This window comes from Pannonibacter carbonis, from assembly GCF_003012935.1.
GTDB lineage: Bacteria > Pseudomonadota > Alphaproteobacteria > Rhizobiales > Stappiaceae > Pannonibacter > Pannonibacter carbonis.
In genome coordinates this window covers 134,420-159,575 of sequence record NZ_PUDR01000009.1, presented here as the reverse complement: position 1 = coordinate 159,575, position 25,156 = coordinate 134,420, and the positions used below count along the sequence as shown (strand labels likewise).

General features: G+C 63.1%; 16 protein-coding genes and 1 tRNA gene. 7 read left to right on the top strand and 10 right to left on the bottom strand.

The window, feature by feature from the left end:
• Positions 1 to 58: 58 nt before the first annotated feature.
• Together kynA and kynU are read right to left on the bottom strand one after the other, a co-directional pair.
• Positions 59 to 898 (bottom strand): tryptophan 2,3-dioxygenase, encoded by an 840-nt coding sequence (kynA, locus tag C8348_RS14085; RefSeq protein WP_106753976.1) that lies wholly within the window; start codon positions 896 to 898, stop codon positions 59 to 61.
• 22 nt (positions 899 to 920) lie between these two features.
• The gene (gene kynU / locus C8348_RS14080; RefSeq protein ID WP_106753975.1) at positions 921 to 2,150 is read right to left on the bottom strand and encodes a kynureninase; all 1,230 of its coding nucleotides are present in this window, start codon (positions 2,148 to 2,150) and stop codon (positions 921 to 923) included.
• 159 nt (positions 2,151 to 2,309) lie between these two features.
• Between kynU and C8348_RS14075 the strand changes: the two genes are divergently transcribed.
• From C8348_RS14075 to C8348_RS14065, 3 genes are all read left to right on the top strand, one after another.
• Positions 2,310 to 3,026: a GntR family transcriptional regulator gene (locus C8348_RS14075; RefSeq protein WP_106753974.1), complete on the top strand. Its 717-nt coding sequence runs from the start codon at positions 2,310 to 2,312 to the stop codon at positions 3,024 to 3,026.
• Positions 3,027 to 3,182: 156 nt separating this feature from the next.
• Entirely contained in the window at positions 3,183 to 4,565 is a 1,383-nt protein-coding gene (locus tag C8348_RS14070) for an L-serine ammonia-lyase (protein ID WP_106753973.1), read from the top strand.
• Between the two features lie 52 nt (positions 4,566 to 4,617).
• Positions 4,618 to 5,019 (top strand): MAPEG family protein, encoded by a 402-nt coding sequence (locus tag C8348_RS14065; RefSeq protein ID WP_208983759.1) that lies wholly within the window; start codon positions 4,618 to 4,620, stop codon positions 5,017 to 5,019.
• A gap of 295 nt (positions 5,020 to 5,314) precedes the next feature.
• Here the strand turns inward: C8348_RS14065 and C8348_RS14060 are convergent, their stop codons facing one another.
• The 4 genes from C8348_RS14060 to C8348_RS14045 all read right to left on the bottom strand — a co-directional run bounded on the left by C8348_RS14060 (position 5,315) and on the right by C8348_RS14045 (position 9,639).
• Positions 5,315 to 6,361 carry a P1 family peptidase gene (locus C8348_RS14060; protein WP_106754064.1) on the bottom strand — a complete coding sequence of 349 codons (1,047 nt, stop codon included), beginning with the start codon at positions 6,359 to 6,361 and terminating at the stop codon, positions 5,315 to 5,317.
• 82 nt (positions 6,362 to 6,443) lie between these two features.
• The gene (locus tag C8348_RS14055; protein ID WP_106753972.1) at positions 6,444 to 7,526 is read right to left on the bottom strand and encodes a TRAP transporter substrate-binding protein; all 1,083 of its coding nucleotides are present in this window, start codon (positions 7,524 to 7,526) and stop codon (positions 6,444 to 6,446) included.
• A gap of 383 nt (positions 7,527 to 7,909) precedes the next feature.
• Positions 7,910 to 8,527, bottom strand: a complete 618-nt coding sequence (locus tag C8348_RS14050; protein WP_106753971.1) for a GntR family transcriptional regulator — start codon at positions 8,525 to 8,527, stop codon at positions 7,910 to 7,912.
• A 41-nt stretch (positions 8,528 to 8,568) separates the two neighbouring features.
• Positions 8,569 to 9,639, bottom strand: coding sequence for an anhydro-N-acetylmuramic acid kinase (locus tag C8348_RS14045; protein ID WP_106753970.1), 1,071 nt, complete (start codon positions 9,637 to 9,639; stop codon positions 8,569 to 8,571).
• A 180-nt stretch (positions 9,640 to 9,819) separates the two neighbouring features.
• Here C8348_RS14045 and C8348_RS14040 point away from each other — a divergent pair, with 180 nt between their 5' ends.
• Positions 9,820 to 11,235: a pyridoxal phosphate-dependent decarboxylase family protein gene (locus C8348_RS14040; protein WP_106754063.1), complete on the top strand. Its 1,416-nt coding sequence runs from the start codon at positions 9,820 to 9,822 to the stop codon at positions 11,233 to 11,235.
• Positions 11,236 to 11,258: 23 nt separating this feature from the next.
• Positions 11,259 to 11,489 carry a DUF2798 domain-containing protein gene (locus tag C8348_RS14035; RefSeq protein ID WP_106753969.1) on the top strand — a complete coding sequence of 77 codons (231 nt, stop codon included), beginning with the start codon at positions 11,259 to 11,261 and terminating at the stop codon, positions 11,487 to 11,489.
• A 13-nt stretch (positions 11,490 to 11,502) separates the two neighbouring features.
• Here C8348_RS14035 and C8348_RS14030 read toward each other — a convergent pair whose 3' ends face one another.
• Positions 11,503 to 13,836, bottom strand: coding sequence for a S8 family serine peptidase (locus C8348_RS14030; RefSeq protein ID WP_106753968.1), 2,334 nt, complete (start codon positions 13,834 to 13,836; stop codon positions 11,503 to 11,505).
• Between the two features lie 370 nt (positions 13,837 to 14,206).
• Positions 14,207 to 20,962: a DUF4214 domain-containing protein gene (locus C8348_RS14025; RefSeq protein WP_198647052.1), complete on the bottom strand. Its 6,756-nt coding sequence runs from the start codon at positions 20,960 to 20,962 to the stop codon at positions 14,207 to 14,209.
• Positions 20,963 to 21,109: 147 nt separating this feature from the next.
• Between C8348_RS14025 and C8348_RS14020 the strand changes: the two genes are divergently transcribed.
• Both C8348_RS14020 and C8348_RS14015 read left to right on the top strand, forming a co-directional pair.
• Positions 21,110 to 22,000: a LysR substrate-binding domain-containing protein gene (locus tag C8348_RS14020; protein WP_106753966.1), complete on the top strand. Its 891-nt coding sequence runs from the start codon at positions 21,110 to 21,112 to the stop codon at positions 21,998 to 22,000.
• Positions 22,001 to 22,125: 125 nt separating this feature from the next.
• Positions 22,126 to 23,925 carry a diguanylate cyclase gene (locus C8348_RS14015; protein WP_106753965.1) on the top strand — a complete coding sequence of 600 codons (1,800 nt, stop codon included), beginning with the start codon at positions 22,126 to 22,128 and terminating at the stop codon, positions 23,923 to 23,925.
• 96 nt (positions 23,926 to 24,021) lie between these two features.
• Here C8348_RS14015 and C8348_RS14010 read toward each other — a convergent pair whose 3' ends face one another.
• Together C8348_RS14010 and C8348_RS14005 are read right to left on the bottom strand one after the other, a co-directional pair.
• Positions 24,022 to 24,510, bottom strand: a complete 489-nt coding sequence (locus C8348_RS14010) for an SMI1/KNR4 family protein (RefSeq protein WP_106753964.1) — start codon at positions 24,508 to 24,510, stop codon at positions 24,022 to 24,024.
• 363 nt (positions 24,511 to 24,873) lie between these two features.
• Positions 24,874 to 24,950 (bottom strand) — tRNA-Arg (locus tag C8348_RS14005).
• Between the last annotated feature and the right edge of the window lie 206 nt (positions 24,951 to 25,156).

The following is a 25,156-nucleotide window of genomic DNA, read 5'->3' as shown; positions in this document are numbered from 1 at the left end:
CACGCGGCGGATGTGCCGGCGATGGGCCGAGCACTCCGACATCGAAGGCACCCCGTCGTTACAGGTCGGCGCGCAGCGCCCACAGTTCGGGGAACAGCACCACGTCCAGCATGCGCTTGAGGTAGTTAACCCCGCTTGTGCCGCCCGTACCGCGCTTGAAGCCGATGACGCGTTCCACCGTGGTCACATGGTTGAAGCGCCAGCGCCGGAAATAGTCCTCGAAATCGACCAGCTTCTCCGCCAGCTCATACAGCGGCCAGTAGCGCGCCGGATCGCGGTACACCTCGATCCAGGCCAGGCGCACGCTTTCGTCCGCTTGGTAAGGCGCCGATACATCCCGCTTCAACGCCGCATCCGAGATGGAAAAGCCGTTGCGGGCCAGCAGCCGGATCGCCTCGTCATAGAGGCTGGTGTCCTGCCGGATCGCCTCGAGCCAAGCATAGACCCCGTCCACATGCTCATGCGGGCGCATCATGGCGGCATTCTTGTTGCCGACCATGTACTCGATGGCGCGGTACTGGAACGACTGGAAGCCCGAGGACTGGCCCAGCGCATTGCGGAACGTGGTGTAGTCGCTCGGCGTCATGGTGCGCAGCACATCCCAGGCCGAGTTGAGCTGCTCGAAAATCCGCGCGACACGTGCGAGCTGCTTGAACGCCGGCTGAACGTCATCCGCAGCGATCCGGGCCTTGGCGACGGTGAGCTCGTGCAAGGCCAGCTTCATCCAGAGTTCCGAAGTCTGATGCTGGATGATGAACAGCAGCTCGTCATCCGCCGTCGACACCGGCTTCTGCGCCGACAGGATCTTGTCCAGCGAGAGATAGTCGCCATAGGACATGCGACCATCAAAGCTCATCTGGGCTCCGTCGTCTGCCGGATCATAGGCCTTCGGGGCCATGGGGCATTTGGCGTCGCTCATCTCAGGTCACCTTCGCGCGGGTCTTGTACTCGGGCCGGTCCCAGGCACGGGTGGCCAGGATGTCGGCGAGGATATCGACGGCAGCGACCACGTCGGCGTGGGACACGTAGAGCGGCGTAAAACCGAAACGGACGATGTCGGGCGCGCGGAAATCGCCGATGACGCCGCGCGCGATCAGCGCCTGCATCAGGGCATAGCCTTCATGGAACCGGAACGACACCTGGCTGCCACGCATGTTGGCGTCGCGCGGGCTGGCGAGTTCCAGGCCTTCGCAGCGGCTTTCCACTTCCCGGATGAACAATTCGCACAGCGACACCGACTTGGCGCGCAGCACGTTCATGTCGACATCGTCGAACACGTCGAGCGCGGCTTCCAGCGCGGCCATGGACAGCACCGGCGGCGTTCCAACCTTCATCTGGTCGATGCCATGAGCCGGGCGATAGTCGAGATCGAAGGCGAACGGCGCATCGTGGCCGTGCCAGCCGGCCAGCGGCTGATGCGCCACGCCCTGATGGCGCTTGGCGACATAGAGGAAGGCCGGAGCGCCCGGACCGCCGTTCAGATACTTGTAGCCGCAGCCGATGGCGAAATCGGCCTCGCAGGCATCCAGCTCCACCTGGAAGGCACCGGCGGAATGCGCCAGATCCCAGATGGCGATGGCGCCGGCAGCATGGGCGCGCTGGGTCAGATCCTTCATGTCGTGGCGGCGGCCGGTCCGGTAATCGACCTGGGTGATCATCGTCACCGCGATGGTCTCGTCGATCGCGCCGGCCACGTCTTCCGGTGCCACGAGACGCAGTTCATGCCCCTTGTCCAGCAGGTCGCGCAGACCCTGCGCCATATAGAGGTCGGTCGGGAAATTGCCGGTGTCCGACAGGATCACCTTGCGCTCCGGCCGCAGCGCCAGCGCAGCGGACAACACCTTGAACAGATTGATCGAGGTGCTATCGCCCGCCACCACCTGTCCGGGGGCCGCACCGACCAGCCGGCCGATACGGTCGCCGATGCGGTTCTGCATCTCGACCCAGCCATGGGCGTTCCAGGCGCGGATGAGGCTGGTGCCCCATTCCTTGCGGATGACCTCTTCGATCCGGGCCGGCACATGCGCCGGCAGAGTGCCGAGCGAGTTGCCATCGAGATAGATCACGCCTTCCGGCAGATCGAAGGCCGCACGCTTGGCCGCCAGCTTGTCTCCGGCGTCGAGCGGGTGAGTGGTCAAGTGGCTGGTCATATGCGCTCCTCGAATTGCCCTTGGCTTGTGCGGCGCGGTCTTCCGCTCCTGAGTGGCAGAAAGCTAACAGGCGTCCGCGCCTCGCGCAACATGATTATATATAATTTGACGCTTGATATATTTTGAAGCACGTATGAATGACCGCCATGGGAGACATTCATGCCCAAGACTGAGGATGCGTATCTCGCACTTCGGGCCGCCATCCTTGACTGCAGCCTGCCGCCGGACGCCCCCTTGACCGTCTCCAGCCTGAAGGACCGTTTCGGCTTCGGCTGGACGCCCTTGCGCGAGGCGCTGTCGCGGCTGGAGGCCGAGCGGCTTGTTGTCCTGGCGCCAAACCGCGGCTTCCGCGTCGCTGGTGTATCTGCCGAAAGCCTCAAGGATCTGCAGGAGGCGCGCCTGGCGCTGGAGACACGTCTTCTCGCGCGGTCGATTGCCGAGGGTGACGACGACTGGGCGGCGGCCGTGGTCGCGGCGCATCACCGTCTTGCCTCCACGCCAACCCCGGCCCCGGACGCAGGCCTGACTGAGATCCATCTCTGGGAAACCCGGCATGACGCCTTCCACGCCGCACTTCTGGCTGGCTCCAAGGCACCCTGGCTGACGCTGTTCGCGTCCCAGATCTCGGCCCAGCTGCGCCGACACCATCGCAACATGCTGAGCGCGCCCGACGTGCGTCAGCAGATGATGGACGACAGCGATGGCACCATCCGCGCCACCTACGAAGCAACGCTTGGCCTTGCCCATCACACGCTGCTGATGGAAGCAACCCTGGCGCGGGATTCGGATCTCGCCGAACGGCTCCTGACCGAACATGTCGGCTTCTCGAAAGCCGTTTACGAAAAGCTCTGGCCCACGCCGCCGAAGAAAGCCTGAACCACTCCGCCAGCGGTCCGCATTTACGACCTCGAAATGGTGCGAAACCGGCACGGCCGGACAACCCGTCTTTCTGCCGGGTGACGGGAGCACGAAATATGGGCATGATCCGCCCGCGCCGGGCAGGACCCGGCGGCGCACAGGCAGCGGAAATCCATGTTCATCAGCGTCTTCGACGTCTTCAAGATCGGTCTTGGCCCCTCCAGTTCCCACACCGTTGGCCCGATGGTTGCGGCCGCAAGGTTCCTGTCCGCCATTGATCCTCTGCCGGCAGCAGCCGCGCGGGTCCAGGTCCGGCTGCACGGCTCGCTCGCCTTCACCGGCAAGGGCCATGCCACCGACCGGGCCATCTGCCTCGGGCTGATGGGCCAGGTTCCCTCCCGGCTGGATCCGGAAGAGGTGGAGCCGATGCTGGAGCGCCTCGCGCGCGACAAGGAGATCAAGGCACTCGACGGCACGATGCTCGCCTTTGATCCGGACGCAGACCTGATCTTCGACTTCGGCCCCGCCCTGCCGCTGCACTCCAACGGCATGGTGTTCAGCCTTCTCGACGGAGCGGGTGCCGTGCTCACCGATCTGACGCTCTATTCCATCGGCGGCGGTTTTATCGCCAGCGCCGAGGAAATCAGCCAGAGCCGGTCCGGCGGCAACGACCTTGCACAGCAGGACGTGCCCTATCCCTTCCCCAATGCGGCAAAGATGCTGGAAATGGGCAAGGCTTCCGGCCTCACGATCGCGCAGATGAAATGGGCCAACGAATGCGCCGCCCGTCCCGCCGATGAGGTGCAGGCCGATCTCGACCGCATCTGGGCCGCGATGAATGCCTGTATCGACCGTGGTCTGAAGCAGGACGGCATCCTGCCTGGCCGGCTCAAGGTGAAGCGCCGCGCCCGCGCCATTCACGAAAAGCTGCTCGCCGACCACGGCTCCAACTCGCCCTTCAAGCACACGATCATGGACTGGCTCGGCGTCTATGCCATGGCGGTGAACGAGGAAAATGCCGCCGGCGGCCGGGTGGTCACCGCCCCCACCAATGGCGCGGCCGGTGTCATCCCGGCGGTGGTGCGCTACTACCTCGACCATTGCCCCAACCCGGATCAGGCCGGCATCCGCACCTTCCTGCTGACCGCTGCGGCCATCGGCGGCATCATCAAGGCCAATGCCTCGATTTCCGGCGCCGAAGTCGGCTGCCAGGGGGAAGTCGGCTCGGCGTCAGCCATGGCCGCTGCAGGCCTTTGCGCGGCGCTTGGCGGCACCAACGAGCAGATCGAGAACGCCGCCGAGATCGCGCTGGAGCATCACCTGGGCATGACCTGCGACCCGATTGGCGGGCTGGTGCAGGTGCCATGCATCGAACGCAACGCGGTTGGCGCGGTCAAGGCCGTGACGGCGGCCTCGCTCGCCCTGCGCGGCGATGGCACCCATTTCGTACCGCTCGATGGCTGCATCGAGACCATGCGTCAAACCGGGCTGGACATGACGGAAAAATACAAGGAAACCTCGACCGGCGGCCTCGCGGTGAATATCGTCGAGTGCTGACCGTGCGGATCCGTCCGCATCCTGCCACTCGTCCCCTGCCCCGGAGGTCGCCTTGGATTCCCTGCTGCTGATCGTCACGCCCGTTTATGCCGCGCTGCTGGCGCTGCTGTTCCTGTATCTCTCGTTCCGCGTGATCAACCGGCGCAAGGTCGTCAGGGTCGCCCTCGGGCATGATGGGGATTCAGATCTGACCCGCCGCGTGCGGGTGCATGCCAATTTCGCCGAGTACGTGCCATTTTCGCTGCTGCTGCTGGCCCTGTGCGAGTTGCAGGGCGCGCCCTTCGAGCTGCTGCATGGCTATGGCGCGGTTCTCCTCGCCGGTCGCCTCAGCCATGCCTATGGCGTATCCCAGACGGCCGAAAACCTGAAGTTTCGCATGGCCGGCATGATCGCCACCTTCGGCGTGATCGCCGCCACCGCACTCACCAGCCTCTATCTCGCCGTCTCCGGCTGATGAAGCAGCAAAAACGCTTTTGAACCAGTGTAAGCGCCTCTCAGCCCCCTCCCCCTCATGGGGAGGGGTGAGGGGCACGGGAGGCCGTTGGATCACAAGGTGCCTCAGATCATCCTGGTCAGTAACGTCGGTAATTGGATTTAAGTCCGCCCCCCACCCCCAAACCCCTCCCCACGAGGGGGAGGGGGGCTGAGAGGCTTCTAAAACTGTCTGGCCACACATTTGACAGCCCTACCCTTGCGGGACGGTATGAGGGCTCAGCGCAGCTCATCAGCCATCGTTGGTTCGTCTGCGCTCAGACAGGCGGCAACACCAGACCTTCAAACCGTGATGGCTTCATGCGCCCTGCATCGAAGCCATCCATGCTGCCAGCGGCCAGCAGCGCATTGAGGATCGCCTCTTCCGCCGCCTCGATGGCCGCCTCGAACAGCGGCGAGATCTGGTCATTGCCGATGCCGCCGAAGGGCGCCACCCCGGCCCGGCGCTCCGGCGTCAGGCGCAGGCTTTCGGCGGTCGTGAAGGCCAGTGCATAGTCGCCTGACCCGTTGGACAGGGCCGCGCCGGTCCGCGCGAGACCGCCAAAGCTGCGTGCGGCAAGGCGCTTCAGGTTGCGCGGACACAGCGGCGCATCCGTTGCCAGAATGAGGACAATCGACCCATCCACATCGGCAGTCGTCATCGTTGCAACCGGCACGCCGTCGATGCGCAAGTCTCCGCCATAATTGGCCTGCACCAGCACGCCGAGCGTTGCCGCACCATAGCCTTTCACCTCGACCACGCGCGAGGCCGTGCCGATGCCGCCCTTCAGCCCGAAGGCAACCGTGCCGGTTCCCGCGCCGACGGCCCCTTCCGCCACCGGTCCACCGGATGCAGAGGCAATGGCCTCACCGATTTCCCTCGAAGTTGGCCGCCCTGCGCGGATGTCATTGAGGCGGCTGTCGTTGGTCTCGCCGACGACCGCGTTGATCGAGACAACGCGCTCATTGCCGGCAAGCCCGAGAAGATGCGTGTGAATTGCCTCGATGGCCCGCCCCGTCGCCAGCGTGTTGGTCAGAACGATCGGGCTTTCCAGTTCGCCCAGCTCCTCCACCTGGGTCGACCCGGCGAATTTGCCGAAGCCGTTCAGCACCGCAAACCCCGCCGGCACCTTGTCCTGAAACAGGTTGCCGCCGTGCGGCAGGATCGCCGTCGCCCCGGTGCGGATCCGGTCGCCTTCGATCACGGTCCTGTGGCCAACCAGAACGCCCGCCACATCCGTGATCGCATTGAGCGCTCCCGGAGCAAAACGGCCAATCGAGCGGCCAAGATCGCGCAAGCGCGGGCGGATGGATGGGGTAGACATGGTCACTTCCATTCTGCTCAGACAGGAAAGGCGGCGGGATGCTGACCATCCCGCCGCCTTCCGATTGGATCAGATACGCGGCTTACGAGCCCCAGACAGCCGCACGGTCGGCATACATCCGGCCTTCCATCGCCTTGGTATAGGCCGAGCACTGCTTGATGTAGTCGACATAGGCGCCGTGGATCTTTTCCGACATCGGGTCGCCCTTCGGGAACGCCTCGAGCACCTCCTGCGAGGCCTTGCCCAGCGCCGCCACCACATCCGCCGGGAAGGCCGAGACCTTGGCGCCCTTGGTCACCAGATCCGCAAGCACGCGCGTGTTGTTGTAGCGGAACTCGGCAATCGTGTCCTCGGCCTGCGCCTTGGCGGCGCTGGCGAAGATCGCCTGCAGCGTCGGCGACATGTTGCCCCAGACGTTCTGGTTCACCATCATTTCCAGCGCCGGTCCCGGCTCATGGAAGGCAGGCAGGTAGTAATAGGGCGCAACCTTGTAGAGGCCGAGTGCCACGTCGTTCCACGGACCGACGAATTCTGCCGCATCGACGACACCGGACTGCAGGGCCGGATAGATTTCCGGAGGAGGCGTCAGCACGGTGTTGACGCCCAGCTTGCGCATGACATCGCCGCCAAGCCCGGCAATGCGCATCTTGAGGCCGGCCAGATCATCGAGCTTCTCGATCGGCTTCTTGAACCAGCCACCCGCCTGCGCGCCGGAGCCGCCGGCATAGAAGGACTTCACGCCAAACGGCGCATAGGCCTCGTCCCACAGTTCCTGACCACCGCCATAACTGATCCAGCCGGACAGCTCGGTCTGGTCAAGGCCGTAGGGAACCGTGGTGAAATACATCGCCGAGCGCACCTTGCCGGCGTGGAAATAGGGCGCCGTATGGCCCATGTCGGCCGCCCCGCTCGACACCGCCGAGAACACCTCGAACGGGGGAACCAGCTCGCCGCCGCCGTAATAGGTGATCTTCACCTTGCCGTCGGTCATGCCCTCGATGCGCTTGGCCAGCTTCTCGGCACCGGTGCCAACGCCCGGAAAGCCGCGCGGGAAACCGCCGACCAGTTTCAGGTTCAGTGTCGCCTGGGCAATCGCAGGCGCTGCCAGCAGCGGGCTGGCGGCAGCGGCAATCGCACCGGCTTTCAGGAACTCACGACGTTGCATGCTGTTCTCCTCCCCGTCTTCGCGGTTGTGGCCCAAGATTAACCACCCGGACGGCGATTTGGCCAGATGCCACGTCAAAACAAACAGGGTGCATTGCGGTGGGGAGGCGTATGCAGGCAGGCCAAAGCACAATGACCCATTGCAGTCGGTCGCAGCCGGCAGACGACATTGATCGAGGCCTATCGCTCCCCTCCCCCTCGTGGGGAGGGGTTGGGGGTGGGGGGAGCGGACGTAAATCCAGGGAACTTACGTTTCTGACTAGGCTTACTTCAGGCGCTTTGTGACCTGATGGCCTCCCGTGCCCCCCACCCCTCCCCACGAGGGGGAGGGGGGCTGAGAGGCCTCAAAAGCCGTCTGGCCACATAGGTGATAGCTCTCCCGCCTCAGCTCTTCTTCAGCCGGGTCTTTTCTGCCCGTTCGATGTGGCGGCGGGCGAGGGTTTCGGCGGCGTCGGAATCGCGGTCCGCAATGGCCCGCACGATGGCTGCGTGTTCCTCGACGGCGGTTTCCCGGCGCTCCGGCGTGTCCAGCGTGGTGCCGGCCATCAGGATCATCGACAGGCGCAGGTGATCGATCAGGCCGACGAGATAGCGGTTGTGCGAGGCAAGATAGAGCCGGCGGTGGAACTCGCGGTTGGAGCGCACCAGCGAGGCCTCGTCGGCGATGCGCTGCCGGTCAGCCTCGACCAGGTCCTGCAGGATCTCGATCTCGGCGTTGGAGGCATGCTGGGCTGCCAGCCGCGCGGCCGTGCCTTCCAGCACCTCGCGCATGTAATAGACTTCGGAAATCTGACCGTGATCCAGCGTCGGGATCACCATGCCCCGGTTCGGCTCGTGCACGGCAAGCCCCTGCGCCTCCAGCCGTTTCAGGCCTTCGCGGATGGGCGTGCGGCTGACGCCGAAGGTTTCGGCAAGGTCTGCCTCGCGCAGCCGGTCGCCCGGCTTCAGCGTGCGGTCCTCGATGGCCTCGACGAGACGCTTGTAGATCTCTGCTCCGTTCATGGCACCCTGTCTAACCGGTGTCCCGCCCATTGAAAAGCGCCTCAGCGCGGCCGGTACAGCCGCCCGCCAATGACCGGCTCGCGGGCGCCCGTTGTTGCCGGATAGCTCGTCGGCAGTCCGGCCATGAACCTTGCCCCGAGAAAGGCCATCGCCTGCGCTTCCAGAGCATCGCCATCGATGCCATGCGCGTCGGCATTTTCCACCTTGCCGGGCACGCGTTGCGCCAGTTCTGCCATGATGGAGGGATTGCGCCGGCCGCCGCCACAGACGACCCATAGCTTCGGTTCCTTCGGCAACAGGGCAACCGCGCGGGCGACCGCCTCGGCGGTGATTGCCGCCAGGGTCGCCGCGCCATCGAGCAGGCTCATGCCCTCCACCCATTTCAGCGAAAAGGCGTTCCGATCGAGCGACTTCGGCGCCGGCTGGGCAAAATAGGGGTGCGTCAGAGCGACCACCAGCCGCGCCACATCCACGTGCCCGCCAGCCGACCAGCGACCATCCCGGTCGAAGTCGTCAACGCCGGAGCGGCGGACGAAATCATCGAGCAGCGCATTGCCCGGGCCGACATCGAACGCCAGCAGGTCCTCACCATCGATATAGGTCAGGTTGGAGACGCCGCCGATGTTGAGGAAACACAGGGGCTGGCGCAGCTTGCCGGCAAGCGCCTTGTGGAACACCGGCACCAGCGGCGCGCCCTGCCCGCCCGCTGCCACATCCGCCTGACGCAGATCACCGATCACCGGCAGGCGCAATGCGTCGGCCAGCTGCTGCGGATCACCCAGCTGCACGGTTTCGCCCGCCGAAGGATCATGCCAGATCGTCTGGCCATGGAAGACGACGAGATCCGGGCGGTTGCCGGTCTCGTCGAGGAACGTCGCAATCGTGGTCTGGTGGTCTTCGGTGACGGCATCCGACAAGGCCTTCCAGCCACTGCGCGCCGCCGGACCTGCGGCAATCGCGGCCAGGATGGCTAAACGGGTCTGAGGCTGATAGGGCAATGTGCGCGATAGCCCTGCGGCCTGCATTCGCACCCCGTCTGTCCGGATCTCCGCCAGATCGATCCCGTCAGCGGACGTGCCGCTGATCGTGCCAAGCACCGTCAGGGGTTCCATGGTGTCTCCGGGTTCAGGTGATGCGGTCCTGTCCGCATTCGCGCGAAAGCCTAACCAAATCCACAGCCTGAGCCAAGCGCCAGACGCGCGCCAGACGCGCGCCCGGCAAGACACGCCTTGCCACGCTCGGTCGGCGCGTCTACCCCTACCGAAAATACCGAGCCATTTGGGAGGATGCGCGTGGACAAGAGCGAGTTTCGTCACTGGGCACATCGTGCCGCCGACTGGAGCGCAGACTACCGCGAGGGTCTGCGCGAGCGGCCCGTACGCGCCCAGACCCAGCCGGGCGAGATCGCGGCGAAGGTACCAGCCTCGCCGCCGGACAGCGCCGAGGCGATGGAGACCATCTTCGCCGATTTCGAGCGCGACATCCTGCCCGGCATGACCCATTGGCAGCATCCGCGCTTCTTCGCCTATTTCCCGGCCAACGCCGCACCCGTGTCGGTGATCGCAGAGTATCTCGTCACCGCCATGGCGGCGCAGTGCATGCTGTGGCAGACGTCACCGGCAGCGACCGAACTGGAAACCCGCGTGCTTGACTGGCTGCGCCAGGGGCTCGGCCTGCCCGAGGGCTATCACGGCGTCATCCAGGATTCCGCCTCCTCCGCAACCCTTGCCGCCGTCCTCACCCTGCGCGAACGGGCACTCGCCTGGCGCGGCAATGCGGATGGCCTGTCGGGGGCCCCGCGCCTGCGCGTCTATGCCTCCGGCGAGGTGCACACCTCGATTGACCGGGCGATCTGGATCGCCGGCATCGGCGGCGACAATCTGGTGCGCATCCCGGTGAAGGGCCCCGCCCGCGCCATGGACCCGGACGCGCTCAAGGCCGCCATCGCGGCGGACCGGGCGGCCGGCTACCTTCCGGCCGGGCTCATCGCCTGCGTCGGCGGAACCGGCGTCGGCGGCACCGATGACCTGACTGAACTGGGGCCGATTGCCCGCGACAACGGCCTATTCCTGCATGTGGACGCCGCCTGGGCGGGCGCTGCCATGATCTGCCCCGAATTGCGCGACCACTGGCGCGGCATCGAGTGGGCCGACAGCTTGGTGCTCAATCCGCACAAGTGGCTCGGCGCCCAGTTCGACTGCTCGGTGCAGTACATCCGCGATCCCGACAGCCTCGTGCGCACCCTGGCGATCCGGCCGGATTATCTGAAGACCCACGGCAAGGACGGCATCATCAACTATTCGGAATGGTCCGTGCCGCTCGGCCGCCGCTTCCGCGCGCTGAAACTCTGGTTCCTGATCCGCGCCCACGGACTTGATGGCCTGCGCCAGATGATCCGCAATCATGTCGCCTGGGCGCAGGAACTGGCCGAAAAACTGCGCGGCGAGCCCGACTTCGAGATCATCACCGAGCCGATGCTGTCGCTGTTTTCCTTCCGCTATGATCCCGGCGCTTCATCGGGCGAACTTGACGCATTGAACCAGCGGCTGATCACGGCCATCAATGATGATGGCCGCATCTACCTGACGCAAACGATGGTCGACGGTCGGTTCGTCATTCGCTTCCAGGCGGGGCAGTTCGATTGCACCCGGGACGACGTGATGATGGCGTTTGACGTGATCACGGAAATCGCGCGTGGGCTGAACTGAGCCCGGCGCGACAGGAGACAGCAATGCACCCGAGATTTGCACCCGTATTGTTCGGCCTGATCGTATCGGGGCTGATGTCCCTGATCGTTTCAGGCATCGCGACCTTCAGAGCCTTCGGTTTCGATCCCGGCTTCGTGCCGCTCTGGCTTCAGAGCTGGCTGGTTGCCTGGGCCGTTGCCTTCCCCACGATCCTGGTTGTCGCCCCGCTTGCGCGCAAGCTTGTGGCCCGGCTGGTGCGTCAGGCCGCCCACTGACGCAAAGACCGGCTCAGAACAGGAACCCGTCGTCGAACAGGGACTGAGTCAGGAGCCGCTTCTCTGCAGATTCCGAGAACCCCAGCAGCAGGGTCGCATCCGCGGTGCGGGTCGAGGCCACCATGGTGCTCCAGGCCTCGAGGCCGTTTTCATCCGGCGTCCGGCCCAGGCTGTTGCTGTAGAAGGCGGCCACCTTCTCGCGGGTGGACGGCAAGCTGTTGTAGATCGCGTTGAACTCGGCCGAGCGTGTGAAGGCATCGGCGATGTCCATGAGACTGGTGCCGCTGTCGGCCACGTCGAGCCAGCTGCGGAAGCCTTCGGCGTCCGGGGTGCGATTGAACGCGGTCTGGTACAGCCGGTAGAGCTGCCCCGCCGTGCCGTCATTGTCGAAGGCCAGCATGGTGCCGTCCTTGAAGCCGATGCGCTCGATGCTGTTGAGTTGATCCAGTTCATCTGCATGCTGCATCAGGATCCGGTTGCCTTCAGCAACACTTATCTTGAAGATTGCGGCATCATACAGGCTGTCGACCAGCAGCACGTCCAGTCCGAGCCCGCCGTCATAGAGGTCGTTTCCTGCCCCATCTATAAAGACATCATTGCCGGCGCCACCCAGCACTACATCGTCTCCGCGCCCCGACCAGATGATAACGCCCTGATCATGGGCAACGATGCGGTCATTGCCGTCACCTGTCACCACGGTCGTGACCTTCGTCGGCGCACTGATCGCCAGTGTCCGTCCACCCAGCCAGGTCTCTCCGGCTCCGGTCAGGTCGATCCGGCTTGCTTCGCTGATGGCTGCGGCGTTGATCGTGACGGCGCTACCCGTATCGGCGAGCAAACCCGAGCCGAACCGGCCATTGTCTGCCGTGAAATAGATTACCTTGTCCTGAGTTGCGGCCCGTCCATCGAGTTCCAGCGTTGCTGACACGCCGAGCGCCGGCAACGTCACGGCGCGTGAGAACTGCAGTTCCACGGTCCAGGTGCCTGTTGCCTCTTCTCCGCGCGGCAGTTGCGTGAGGAACTCCCAGGCAAAGTCGCTGCCCGCCGTATCAATCGCCTTGTTGGTCCGATGTACGAGGCTGCGGGATCCATCTGCAGAGACAAGATACACATCACGCAGCGCTTCCATCCCGGATGCCATGGACAGCCCGAGCACAGCCGTCGACAGCACGAAACCATCGGCAATTGTCACCGTCGCCCGCGCCACCGTTCCGCTGGCATCCAGCGCCCAGTCGGTGAAACCGGCATCAAGCTGCGTCTGCGGCTGAGCCGTCCGGCCAATGCCCCAGGTCTCCGCGATGCGAACCGCCTGATGCGCATCGACAAGGCCGAAGCCGTAGTCATTGGAAAAATGCAGCCCGCCACCGTTCCAGTTGGCAGCGCCATTGATCTGGCTTGTATGCTGCTCATAGCCTGTGGGCACCGCCCCCGGCAGTGCGCCGGTCGGCCGTGCCGACAGCGCCAGAATGTCAGCAACATCGGCCTGCGTCAGCCGCGCATTGGCCGCCAGCATCAGCGCGACAACACCGGTGACCATCGGCGCGGCAGCCGACGTGCCGCCAAAGCCATCATGAATGTCTCCGGAGGCATAGCCGGCGGCGCCGGTTACATCGAGCGTCTTGACGCTGCGCCCGCCACCGGACGACGGGGCGCTGACGAGAATGTTGCTGCCTGGTGTCGAATAGAACGCAACCTTTCCGGCATGATCCGTCGCGCCGACGCTGATGATGCCGTCCATGTTGGCGATCAGGTCATCGGTGCCAAATCGCCCTTCCCCCCGACCATTGCCCGCCGACTTGACGATGATCGTGCCGAGCCCCCCGCGGCCATTGACCAGCGCGTCTTCAACATTTGAGCGAATGGCTGACCAGTAGGAAATCTGACCGAACGCCGACGCCTGATAAAGGCCGACCGAATAGCTCCAGCTGTTGTTGGCAATGTCGTAGTCCGCCAGTTGCCCCATGGCCTGACGGATCGACAGGCCGCCCTCGCCAAAGATCCGCAGCGAGGCAAGATCGACACCCGGCGCAATGCCGACAGGCCCACCGGTTGCCGCAGACCCGGCGATGATGCCGGCGACGGCCGTGCCATGGCCATTGCCGAAACCGACGGGATCACCGTCGACGCCCGTACGCGCTTCGGTCTGTGCAAACAGCTTGGCCGTGGCCTCTCTAAGGCCAACGTGCCGATGATCAACGCCATCATCGACAATCGCCACTGAAATGCCCGCGCCACCCGTCTGGCTCCAGACCGATCCGAGGTTCAGGTGCACGCGCCCTGCCCCGGAGACCTGGCCTGCACCATCCAGATACCATTGACCAGTCAGGGCATAAGTGTCGATACGCATGTGCCGCCTCAAGTTCTTTCGAGGCAACACTAATCTTTTATGCTATATCAACGGTTTATTCACTTGGTAATCAAGTCATTATAGCCGAGTTAAGTCATGTAAAGGTTATGCATATCATAATACATAAAACAGGAAAGCAGATCGAAACAATCTGTTTACCTAAAAATCTGCACATGAATCATTCGGTCTCGCCTCTGCATTCCCTGCCAACCTCGTCATTCCGGACAAGGTGAGCGAAGCGAACCGCAGATCCGGAATCCAGCGTGTCTGTGCAAGCGAACGCGAGCCCAACACCAAAAGCCCCCCGGATTGCTCCGGGAGGCCTTGTGCATGGGCCGGAAGGGACGGCCCCTGATGGGTTTGATCGCGCTTAGGCGACCATCAGCCAGACGCCGTCGTCGGTGACGTTGCCGGTGAGCTGGATGTGTTCCGCGCTCTCGGCAATCGCCGTGAGCACGTCGCCGCGCGACTTGCCCTCGCCCATTGCCTTGACCCAGCCGGCCAGACCCGCCGGCTCCGCAGAGCGGCCGAAGGCGTTCTCGTAGACCGCCTGCACGAAGCCCGCGTCCGACAGGTTCGCGCCGAAGCGAGAAGCGAACTCCGCCGACTTGACGAAGGCATCGGCGATCGAGGCAAGGCTCGCCTTGCCCTCGCTCAGCGCCTTCGCCCAGCCGCTGAGGCCCGCGATGTCGCCCGGCCGGTCGAAGGCAGCATCGAACAGGCGCACCAGCTTGGCCGACGTGGCGCTGGTGTCCAGCTTCAGCTCCGTGCCGTCGCCGAAGACCAGGTGCTCCACGTTGCTCAGCGACGCCGACTGGCCGCCCTTGGTGCCGATCACCTCGAAGCCCTTGTCCGCCGACAGGATCTTCACATCCGCGAAGTTCGCCGTGAACACCACCGTGTCAATGCCAGCGCCGCCATCAACCCGAGCCGGCAGGCTTGCCACCTTGATCGTGTCGGCTCCTGCCGTACCGCGATATTCAACACCTTCGCTCAAGATCCAGACCCCGTTCTTCACGGCCGCATCCTGGCTCTTCACATGCTCCTGGCTTTCCGAGATCGCGACGAGGATCTCGCCCCGGCTCGATCCGCCCTGCAGCTGCTTCACCCAGTGGGCAAGCCCCGCCGCATCCGGCGCCCGGCCGAAGGCGTTCTCGTAGACCCGGGCCACGAACGTGTCGTCGGAGAGCGTCTGGCCACGGGTGAACTCCGGCGAGAAGGCGAACATCTCCGCCACGCTCGACAGGCTTTCGCCGCCCTTCAGCATCTTGGCCCAATGCGTCAGGCCGGCCGTGTCCGGATCCCGGCTGAAGGCCGCGTCATACAGCCGGTGCACGGCCGCTGCTTCCTTCGAACTGTCCAGCGCCACCCGGCGGACAGAAGCCGGATCGTTCGGCGCCGTCACCCCGCCCAGGAACTCGACGGCTTCGATATTGATGACATAGATCGAGTTGAACAGCCCGTCCTTCAGCGGCTCGATACGGAACCCGCCATCAGCCGGAACAATCCTGACCTGATCGAAGGCCAGCGGCAGACGCACCGTGTCGAACCCGCCCTTGCCGTCGATCTGGCGCGGCAGCGTCGTGGTGTAGGTCAGCGTGTCGTTGCCGTCCGTAACACCCGGTACCGGCTGGTTCGGCGTCACCGGATCGGTATTGCCGCCTCCGTTGTTGTTGCCACCGCCATTACTCCCACCAGTTCCACCTTCCACCACATCGGTCAGCGTCAGCGTGAAGGTCTCGATGTCCTCAGGTCCCGTGCCGATCGAGGCATCGTCCACCGACACCTTCACCGTGATCGTGGAGCCGGCCTCGAAGTCCAGCACAGATCCGGCCTTTAGCACCAGCTTGCCGTTCTCCACCGCGAACCGGCTGTCCGACACCGAAATCACATTCGTCCCGATCCCGTCGTCAACCACTGTGACATCCGCCAGCACGCGGTCCGCCGTGACAGTCCCCTCGGCCAAGGTCAGGCTTGTTGCCGACAGCAGGAGTTCCGGCGCCATATTCGTGCCGGATGCAGGTGCCGGCAAGGCGATGACGGTAACATCATCGAAGCTGACACCCGGATTGCCCCAGGCATAGAGGCCGACGGTGCCCGACGCGATGGACCGGTCCTCGGCCACGTCCGGGAACAGGTTCAGGCCGTTAAGCCAGACCGAGAACTTCGACCCTTGCACGTCGACACGCAGGTCGACGGTCTCGCCCGGCGTATACGTATTGCGCGCGCGGTCGATAAAGCTCTCGCGGCCATTGAGCATTTTCACGAGCGTGGTGAGGCCATTCTTGGCGTCCACTTCGAGCTTGTAGTAGTTGTTGGCGTCCTGATAGCGCAGCATGAAGCCCATGCCGCCCTTGGCCGGCGCCACCAGTTTGGCCTCGACCGAATAGTCGGTCCAGGCATAGCCATCCTGCCACAGCGCTGCGGTGCCCTGGTGCAGGGCGTAGATGCCGTCACCGAGCGGGCTCCAGCCGCGTTCCCAGACGTTGGCGGCCGAGGCGCCCTTCCAGGTCAGTTCCCGGCTAGTGATACCGCCAGCCTGGACGAGCCGGCCTCCATCGACCTTCCAGTCCGATGCACCGCCGAGATCACCGGTGTCCTTGACGGTCCAGCCGTCCATGTCGCCGTCGGAGAAGGTGTCGTGGATGAGGATACGATCCTTGCCGACCACTTCCACCTTGACCGTGTCGGTGCTGGCCTTGCCGTCAGCGTCCTTGACCGTCAGCGCCACGGAATGCTTACCGGCGGCCAGATCCAGAGCCGCAGACTTGCCGGAGGCTGTTGCCGCGCCGGCGCTCCAGTCGAAGCTCGTCACGCCGGACGGGCCGAAGGAGTTGGCACCGTCGAGACTGACGGTTGCCGTTCCATCACCGTCAAGGTCGAGCACACGGATCGCTTCACCGGCATCTGCCGTCAGCACGGCCTTTGTGACCACAACGTCGTCAAACTCGGTGATGGTCTGGTCCTTGGAGATAACACCAATCGTGCCTGCGATCAGCGGATTGGCATCCGTGACCGGCCCCCCGAAAAGAACCTCGCCGTCGATGCTCGCCCGGATCTCGTCGCCGACAATCGTCACCTTGACGCGCATCTCATCGTAGAAGCGGTAGCCATTGGCCTCGCGGGCCAGTTCAGTCGCCACACCATCCTGTACCTTGACCAGCAGACGCTCATTCTTCTGCGTGTCCAGCGTCAGCATGTAGTGGTTGGAGGCGTCCGCAACACGGAACAGCACACCGACGACATCATCGTCATAGGAGTTGATTGCCACCTCGAAGGTGTAGTCCGTCCAGGCCTTGGCCTCGCCGGCACCCCAGATCAGCATCTTGGCGTCGGGCGAATTGGTCTGGTCGAACAGCGCACCATCCGAGTAGGGATTGGTCGGGTTGTTGTAGAACGAGCCCTTCACCAGCCAGCCGGTCTCCTGCAGCTTGGTGATGGCGACGCTGGCGTTGCCGAAGGACAGGCTGTTGCCCGTGCCGCCGAAGTCGATCTGGAAGGCATTGGGATCGCCCGCACCAAGCATCGGCCCCTTGGCATCGGGACCGCCAAGACCGGCGACCTCATCCTTGGTCAGCACCTTCTCGGTGAAGGTGAAGGACGACATGAAGACGTCATTCGTCTCGCCATCCTCATCGGCAAACAGCAGGAAGCCCTTCTTCGGATCAAAGGCATAGCGGTCATTGCCGATCGACTGTTCGCCGACCATGACGCCGTCGGCATATTTGACCATCTTGTCGCCTTCGATGGTGAAGGTCAGGCGGTGCCAGGCACCAACACTGATGCCGCCCGGATAGTTGCCGCCGATGCCGATGCCATAGGCATCCCCACCGGTTTCCTTGATGAAGATGTCGCCGTCCGAGCTGTTGGACGTGTCACCCTGGAACAGGCTGGTGAAGGCTTTCCCGCCCTTCGGCAGGAAGATGTCATAGATCAGCGTGAAGGCATCGAACTTTGCTCCGCCGTCCGCCGGAGTTCCCTCCGGAACCACCAGAAGCCCGGTGCTCTTCGGCAGCGAGGGCACCTTGGCGATGGTTGCCGTACCACCAGTGATATCCGGCAGGTTGAAGTCGGCGGGCTTGCCCGCCACCAGCTGCGGCAGCGAATTGCCGAGCGCGTCGAGCTTGCTCCAGCCATGCAGGTTGCCATCGTTGAAGGTGTCGATGAGCAACGTGTCCTTGCCGTCAACAAAAACCTGAACCTGGTCCTGGTGTGTCCGGCCATTGTTATCGCGGGTCGTCAGCGTGAACTCATGGCGGCCCGAGGCAAGTTCGACCGGTGCCTGGACGCCCGTTCCAACGAGCTTGCCGTCCGCATCGCGCCATTCGTAGGCGAGGCTGCCACCGGCCGGTGCCTTGGAGGCCGAGCCGTCGAGGGTGACGAGGACCTTCTCCTTGCCGCTCGCGTCGACCGACTGGTCCGGACCGGCATCCGCACGGCCGGCCACCAGCATGTCACCGGCAACACCTGCGTCGGTATAGACTTCCTGATGCCCGACATACGGCCCCTTGAGACCGTCGCGGTCCAGCGTCATGCCACCGCGGCCGCCGGTCAGGTAGGTGTCCAGCTCGGTGAAATAGGTGCCGGTGTAGAACGTGTCGTTTTCCGGATCGATGGTGATCAGGCGGATGGCGCCATTGCCGCCGTTGCCGCCCTTGGCTTCGTTGCCTGCGCCGGTGATCTCCCGGGACACACCATCCTGATAGTTCATCAGCATGTTGTAGACGGTGCCGCCGAAGTCGTTGTAGCGGATCGTCGTCTCGGCACCGTCGCCGAAGATGTGGCCGGAGAAGGTGAAAACCACATTCGGGTTCTTGGTGACGACATCGCGCCACATCGTCTCGCCGTCATTGGCATCGCCCGGATCGGTGCGCACGGCATAGTCATGGCCAGCGCCTTCGTCGTTGAGCGGCTTGCCCAGCGGATCGTGAATGCCGTCCCAGTTGGTATAGGCATGGGTGGTCAGGATCGCGCGGTGATCCGGATTTGCCTTCAGCACGTCATCTGCCCAGCGCAACACGTCATCACGCGGGCCGAACTCCAGACCCATCACCAGCCACTTCTGCCCGTCCGGGGCGGTGAAGGTGTGGTAGTTGTTCTGGTAGCTGTTCGGCTCGCGGTCATAGACCCCGCCGAAGGTCTTGCTCTCGGCCTTGATCTTCGTCAGGTCGAAGAACTTATTGTAATTGATGTACTCGCGCGAGTGACCGCCACCGTCATGGTTGCCGGGCGGCAGCAGGAACGGCACCTTGCCGTCGACGTTGGCCAGCGCCTGCTTGACGATCGCATACTGCCCTTCGGCATCCCACTGGGTGATATCGCCTACGCCGGCAAGGAACTGAATGTTCTGGTTGTCAGCGTTGTCGGCAATCCACTTGGTCATGTTCTTGAACACCTGCGCCCCCATCGGGTCGTCGGTGTAGTCCTGCGTGTCCGGGAACACGGCGATCGTGTAGGCCTTGTCGCCCGTCACCAGATAGCGGACGTTGTCGGTCACCGACTTGCCGGTGGCGTCGGTCGCCGTGATCGAGAGGTCGGACACGCCAAGCTTGCCGAAGTCGAGGGTCATCAGGCCGCTGGCGTCGATCTTGGCCTCGACAACGGCGCCGTCGGAGGTGGTGACCTTGTAGGCAAGGTCCTTGCCCTCGAACACCTTGCTGAGATCAATGACCTTGTCATCCGCGCCGACCTTCACCAGGCTATCGGCCAGCGGAGCCACGACCTTCAGATCCACCGGGGTCGTGCCGCCATCGCCCGGGTCGGTATCGCCGGGCGTCTCATAGGGCTTCAGCGTACCCTTGCCAGCGGAGGCGGAGAGATCGCCTTTCTCGAAGCCGAACTTGACGAAATTGAACCCCAGACCGCTCATGTCGGGCGGGCCTTCCAATGTAACGCCGCCGAGTTCCTCGATATCATCGGCGGAGGCCGCAATCCCGGCGTAGGTAACCGAGCTGACATGCACCGGCCAGGTCTCGCCATCGTCGTCGTTGAACAGGGTCAGGCCAAGCTTCGGGTCAATGGTCGCGCGGGCCGTGTCGACCGTTGCCGTGCCGAGTTTCTTACCATCAGCAAAATAGGTCAGCAGCGACTTGCCAGCATCGGATTCTTCAACCGTAACAGTCAGCCGCAGCCATGCGCCGAACTCGAGCTGGCCGGAATAGTTGCCGCCAAGACCGATGGAGAAACTGTCGCCGTCATTGCGCAGGAACGTCTCGCCGTCACCTTTCATGTCAACCTGGAACAGCGACCCGAACTTGTTCATGCCGGCCGTCTTCTCGACCAGCATGTCGAAGGAAACGGTGAAGTTCTTCACTGGCGAAGTGCCGTCGGTCCGGATCACCAGTCCGTTTTCCAGGCCGTCGGTCGCCGGGTAGGACAGGATCGACAGATCCTGATCGGGCAGCCGGACCTGACCGGCCGTTGCCATGGAGACAACCTTCACCGGAGCACCTTCGCCGATGGCCGTCATGCTGCCTGCACCGCGGCTAGCGGTCAGCGCGCCTGCGGCAAAGTCGAATTCGGCATGCGGCACCGCTTCCTTGTCGGACAGGATGTGGCCCATCTTGCTGCCACCAAGCGCTGTTACTTCGGCGCCGGTCAGCGTGCGGGCAACCACCGCAAACGCGGACAGGTCGAGACCCCAGGTCTCGCCATCTTCGTCATTGAAAAGGCGCAGGCCAGTGGCGTCACTCATCGTGAAGCGGGGCGTCGGCAGCTTCTGCGTATCCAGCAGGGTGCCGTTTGCATATTTGGACAGTGTCGACGTGCCATCACCATTATCGGCGAAAGTGACCACAACCCGGTTCCAGGCATCCGCCTTCAGGGCCCCGTCGTAGTTGCTGTCAATGCCGAGCTGGAAGTTGCCGGCCGAGCCTTTCAGGAACATGTCAGCGTCGCTCGTCCCGGCTGCGCCCAACTGCAGCAGCGAGGCAAAACCGCCCTTGATTCCAGCGGTCGGCACGAGCAGATCATAGACCAGCGAGAAGTCCTTGGCCGGGCCTGCGAGGCCGTCAATCTTGACCTCGACCGCCTCGGTCTTGGCCAGTCGGTCGGCCTTGAGGATGAACTTGTCCTTTGGCGACGGCAGGGTCGTGTCCGACAAACGCTTGAAAACGGGGGTGCTCATGACTGGCTCCATTTGCAAATTTAGCCACCAGGAGGGGCAGAGGGATCCGGGTGCAAATTCCCGGGACCGGCGGCGTTGGCGTTTACAAACCGTCAACCATTGCGAAATGCCATTTGAAAATACGATTATGCGTGATAGGTTTTACCTATGAAATTTCAGCAATTACGCGCATTCCATGTCACTGCATCCGAAGGTGGTGTCGGCCGGGCCGCCCGCCGCCTTTCGGTGACGCAACCGACGTTGTCGCAACATATCAAGGCTTTGGAGGATCGTTTCGGTGTCGCACTGTTCGAGCGTGAGGGGCGAAGGCTGCGTTTGACGCCGATTGGCGAACGCCTCTTCAAGATGACTAGCCAGCTTATGACCAGCTGGGATGAGATCGAGAATTTGTTGAATCAAAACAATAGTGTGAACGCTGGACGGCTACGTATCGGCGCCGATGCCCCGATGCACGCTGTCGAGCTGTTACACCGTTACAGGCAAAAATACCCCAACATCGAGGTATCGATCCGGATTCAGCCCGGCGGCAGCGTGCTCGAACAGCTCGAAGCGGCCAACATGGACGTGGCCATCCTTGTGACACCTCCCGCTGGGGGAAATTTCTATCTGCAGCCGCTCAACTCCGAGCCCTTGATGGCCGTAGTACCCATAGGCCATGCCATTGCAAACCTGCGTTCCGTCAGTCTGGCACAGCTCAACGAGGAGACCCTGATCCTGCGCGAGAAACGGAGCATGACACGCGCGGCGATCGAGGCAGAGCTACAGGCGCGCAACCTGACACCGCGCTCGGTTGTGGAGATTTCCTCCCGCGAAGCCATCCGGGAAGCCATTGCCCGCAGCATCGGCGTCACACTCATGGTCTCCAGCGACTGCGTGCCAGACCCGCGGCTTGCGGTCGTGCCCCTCGACATCGAAGACAGCACGACCCACCTGACCGAATATGTCGTGACCCGGCAGGACCGCCGCCGCGCATCGGTGATCCGCGAGTTCCTTGACATCGCCCTTGTCTATGCCGGCGAACTGTCGAACAGGAAGTGATTGCCGCCTCAAAACGACGCCTGAAAGCCACAACCTATACACACGTCTGACATGCAAATTGCGAACTTGCGACGCCCGCAAGACCGCTGTCTACTTGCAAAGCAGGCAGGATGCGGCGAGGGCTCATGCGCATATCGACAATCACCAACTGGGCCTATGGCGTCACGCTCGTCCTGACGATCCTGTCCGGTCTTGCCTTCATCCTGTCATCACGCAGCGCGACGAATGAACGGATCGCAGTCGAGCATCTGCTGGCGCTGGACAAGATGGCGGAGGATCTGGCGCTCGGAGCGGAATTGCGCACCGACGAGGCCCGGCTTTATGTCATGCGTGGCGATCCCCGGCATCTTGCCGCCTTCCATGTCGCCGAAGCCGAGGAACGGCGGCGTGAGGCAGCCATCGACGAGGCTCGGGCCCTCGGCGTCACCGACGAGGAAATGCAGCTCTTGCAGCGCATCCGCAAGGACGCCGACGAGCTCGACGCCATCGAACTGCGGGCCATCGCAGCCTTCAGCGCCGGCAACAAGATCGAGGCCCAGGCGATCCTGTTCGGCGATGAGCATTATCGCGAACATCTGGACCTAATCTCCGCCGTCGAGGAGTTCCGCAAGCTGACGGACCGGCGGACGGAACAGGAACTGCGCGCCTTGCATGCCCGCAGCGATCTCTTCGGCCTTATCGCCCGCATCACCTTGAGCCTGACGGCCGCCGTATTCCTTGCCGTGCTGTATTTCATCCTGAGGCGCCGCGTTGCCCTGCCGCTGCAGCGCATGACAGGCATCGTCAATCGCCTTGCCAATCAGGATTTTGCCGTCGAGGTCCCGCGCGATAGCCGCCGCGACGAGATCGGCGAAATGAACGACGCCATCCAGGTCTTCCGCGACAACGGGCTGGAACGGGCAAGGCTCGATGCCGAACGCCAGCGCGACCTGCTGACCAAGGACCTGATCCTGCAGATGATGCACAGGCTTCAGGCCTGCGAGAAGCTGGCCGAACTGGCCGATGTCGTCGGCAGATTCCTGCCCCAGCTGTTTCCGCATCTGTCCGGCTGTCTCTATGTGATCAACGACAGCCACACGGCCCTCTCGCCGCTCAGCGCCTGGCTGGAGCCGAAAGGCGGGGCAGAGCGCATCCCCGTGAAGGACTGCTGGGGCCTGCGCCGCGGCCGTCCCCACGTCAGCAAGGATGCGGAGAATGACGTGCCCTGTGCGCATATCGGCCAGACCGACCTGCCGAGCCTCTGCGTTCCGCTGATGGCCCAGAGCGACACCATCGGTTTGCTCTATCTCGAAGGCAGCAACGATGCGGGCGCTGCCGTGCAGGACGCCCGGCTTTATCTCGAGATCATCGCCGAGAACCTCGGCCTTGCCATCGCCAACCTGCAGCTCCGGGAAAGACTGACCCGGCTCGCCGTCCAGGATGCGCTGACGGGCCTTTTGAACCGCCGCTCGCTGGACGAGGCCCTGCACACGCTCACCCAGGACAACGAGTCCCGCGCGCTGTCCTGCCTGATGATCGACATCGATCACTTCAAGCGCTTCAACGACGAGTTCGGCCACGATGCCGGCGACATCGTCATGCGCGCCGTCGCGGACATCATCGTAGAGCTCGTTGGCCATGACGGGCTGTGCTACCGCTTTGGCGGCGAGGAATTCACCATCCTGATGCTGGACAAGGACCCCGCCTCGGCACGACGCATGGCCGAGCGCATCCGCACCCGCATTGCCACATCGCCCTTGACCCATCGCGGCCGCATTCTGGGCACCGTCACCGTCTCCATCGGCGTCGCCTCCTGCCCGGAAGGCGGCACCATCGCCACCGCCCGCAGCCGCGCCGACCTGGCCTTGCTGCAAGCCAAGGACCAGGGCCGCAACCGCACCTGCATGGAAGCCAGCCGCTCCGAACAGGCTGAAGCCTTCGGTTGATCGGCGTCAACGCCGGCGCGGCGCAGGCAAATGCGGCCCTGCCGTGCCTACGCCAAAGATGCGTCGCATCAGGCGTTGTAAAACAAATCCTGCAGTTCAAAAATTCCGGTAATCTAGGCCATCCGCCCAGGAGCCGAGGTACATAGAAATCCAGTCTCTGAAGCTGTCAGCGATCAGATTGGTTTCATCAAAGTCATGATCCCAAAAATACACCGGTGCAGTGGGTCGGCACCCGTTCTGGAGATCATGCAGGACAAAGCAAAATTTATTACCGCAACAATCGTTGCCAATCGCGATAAGATTTTTTGGCATACCAATCTCGTGCCAAGCCTTAGTCTCGCGCACGATCTCCAACGGCGGATTGAGCTCAGACACAGTAGGTAGTGCCAACTCTGCCTCAAGGGCCGACGACAACAAGGCAAGTGTTGGGCTCGGCAAACCAGCCTCCAAAACTTCCTCCATGTAATCCTTGGGAAGCTTAATCTGGAGCAATGCCTCGATATCAATCAATTCAGTCAATTCGACTGGGGTTGCCGCATATTCTGGATGGCACCATTTACGCGAAAACTCAACAAGAACGCTCATGAAAATACTTCCGTAGCCCGAACATCAGAATTATACTTATCTATATTTCAAGAACTTCAAACAACTCAGCACCGAGCCATTCACAGGCCCAAATCGGATTCTCACAATTAACCTCGCACAACCCTCTTTTAAAAGACCTGGCCCGAACTACTATGATTTGAATCACGCTCGCATCTGTAGAGGGCGCTGAAAAAAGGATCACGCAAAAAGTGCAAAATTGGCAAGAGCAATGCATCAAGCGAAGGAGGTGTTGTCTGAATACACCACGACCTGCAGCACTTCGCCGGATTCGATAGCGCAAAGGGAGCTAATCTGATCGGCAATCCGCGACCGGCAACAAGCATATTATTTTGCGAAAAGAAATGGCGCGCCCGAAGAGATTCGAACTCCTGACCCCCAGATTCGTAGTCTGGTGCTCTATCCAGCTGAGCTACGGGCGCGCAGTGCCTTGCGGCATGTCCGGGCTGTTGGATCCAGCGCCGGGTTGCGAGCATGTCTGACGAGCTATGTCATGGCAGACGCTGCAGGCAACAGTTCGTTGGCACCCCGGTGCGAGGCGCTTCCGAACGACGCCGTACCTACTCAAACCTGAGCCGCTTGGCAAGCGGGCATTTGAAACTTTTTTTGACAGCGCGGATTTCTGCGC

Coding starts and splice junctions, on each gene's coding strand:
- C8348_RS14060 (WP_106754064.1), bottom strand. CDS start 6,361: ATGTCTACCCCATCCATCCGCCCGCGCTTGCGCGATCTTGGCCGCTCG.
- C8348_RS14070 (WP_106753973.1), top strand. CDS start 3,183: ATGTTCATCAGCGTCTTCGACGTCTTCAAGATCGGTCTTGGCCCCTCC.
- C8348_RS14050 (WP_106753971.1), bottom strand. CDS start 8,527: ATGAACGGAGCAGAGATCTACAAGCGTCTCGTCGAGGCCATCGAGGAC.
- C8348_RS14025 (WP_198647052.1), bottom strand. CDS start 20,962: ATGAGCACCCCCGTTTTCAAGCGTTTGTCGGACACGACCCTGCCGTCG.
- C8348_RS14055 (WP_106753972.1), bottom strand. CDS start 7,526: ATGCAACGTCGTGAGTTCCTGAAAGCCGGTGCGATTGCCGCTGCCGCC.
- C8348_RS14035 (WP_106753969.1), top strand. CDS start 11,259: ATGCACCCGAGATTTGCACCCGTATTGTTCGGCCTGATCGTATCGGGG.
- C8348_RS14030 (WP_106753968.1), bottom strand. CDS start 13,836: ATGCGTATCGACACTTATGCCCTGACTGGTCAATGGTATCTGGATGGT.
- kynU (WP_106753975.1), bottom strand. CDS start 2,150: ATGACCAGCCACTTGACCACTCACCCGCTCGACGCCGGAGACAAGCTG.
- C8348_RS14075 (WP_106753974.1), top strand. CDS start 2,310: ATGCCCAAGACTGAGGATGCGTATCTCGCACTTCGGGCCGCCATCCTT.
- C8348_RS14010 (WP_106753964.1), bottom strand. CDS start 24,510: ATGAGCGTTCTTGTTGAGTTTTCGCGTAAATGGTGCCATCCAGAATAT.
- C8348_RS14020 (WP_106753966.1), top strand. CDS start 21,110: ATGAAATTTCAGCAATTACGCGCATTCCATGTCACTGCATCCGAAGGT.
- kynA (WP_106753976.1), bottom strand. CDS start 898: ATGGCCCCGAAGGCCTATGATCCGGCAGACGACGGAGCCCAGATGAGC.
- C8348_RS14045 (WP_106753970.1), bottom strand. CDS start 9,639: ATGGAACCCCTGACGGTGCTTGGCACGATCAGCGGCACGTCCGCTGAC.
- C8348_RS14015 (WP_106753965.1), top strand. CDS start 22,126: ATGCGCATATCGACAATCACCAACTGGGCCTATGGCGTCACGCTCGTC.